Raw genomic sequence first — 956 nt, forward strand, 5'->3', positions numbered from 1 at the left:
GGGTTCCGTCGATGGCTCTGTGCTGCCTTCTGGCGTGGGCGTGGGGCGATTGACGGGGACTGTGTCCACTTGCCAAGGCGCACCAGGAGCTGGTGCAGGAGTTACCTTTGTGCCTGGCTGCACGTAGGGCTGGTTTTCTGGAGAGAGGGGCTTGCTGGGGTCGTATTTGGGGTTGGCTACCGGGTTGCCGGTGGGGATGAACAAGGGTTCAAAGTACGGCATTTCCACAGGCAAAGGCTCTGGGATGTACTTCGGAGCATCGTCAGGCATTGGGTGCTTGATGATCTCTTCGATGGCTTCCTCTTGAGTAATAGTCTTAGGCGGTGGGGTTTGTACACAACCAGCAGGGGTTACATACCAACCAGAAGGGCAGGACGAATTTCTAGAGGAAACCGAGGTTCGAGCACGAGCAACGAAACCACCAGTTTTGTAATACAAGTCGACATAGCAACCGCTGCCATCAGCGACGATATTCTTGTAGTCGTAGTTGTAAATGTACGCAGAATTGCAAGCATCTAAAACGGTTAAATGCCAAGTTCCTATGGAGTCAACTGAATATTCTTGGCCGGTAGATTGAGGGTAGCCCTCAGAATTTGGTGATTGCCAAAGCCCTGAGGCTTCGTCATAAAAAAGGGCAGCAAGGCCGAGCCAGCCAGCGATGGAAGCTGCGGTGCGGATGCCGGGGTGCAGCATGATGGCGGCGGCAGCGACGCGCGGGGCGTTGGCCGTGTACTTCATCAGCGCGGGCATAGTCACCAAACGACCACTAGCGCGAATAGATGCATTGGAAGTGACGCCACCATTGGCGAACATTGCATTAACTGCTTTTGTACCAGTGACAGAACCACCGGGGCCACCACCAGCAGACCAGCCAGCGGGGGGCGTGGCCTGCTCAAAAGCATGAGCTACTTGAAGGCTACCCAGAGAAGCAGCAACAAAAAGCCCGCATAGAACGA

General features: G+C 54.9%; 1 protein-coding gene. It reads right to left on the reverse strand.

The window, feature by feature from the left end:
• A partial coding sequence (locus tag QEP12_RS16875) for a hypothetical protein (protein ID WP_431308112.1) occupies window positions 1–956 on the reverse strand: 956 nt, incomplete at both ends.

It is taken from the genome of Comamonas jiangduensis (genome assembly GCF_030162955.1).
GTDB classification, from domain to species: domain Bacteria; phylum Pseudomonadota; class Gammaproteobacteria; order Burkholderiales; family Burkholderiaceae_C; genus Comamonas; species Comamonas jiangduensis.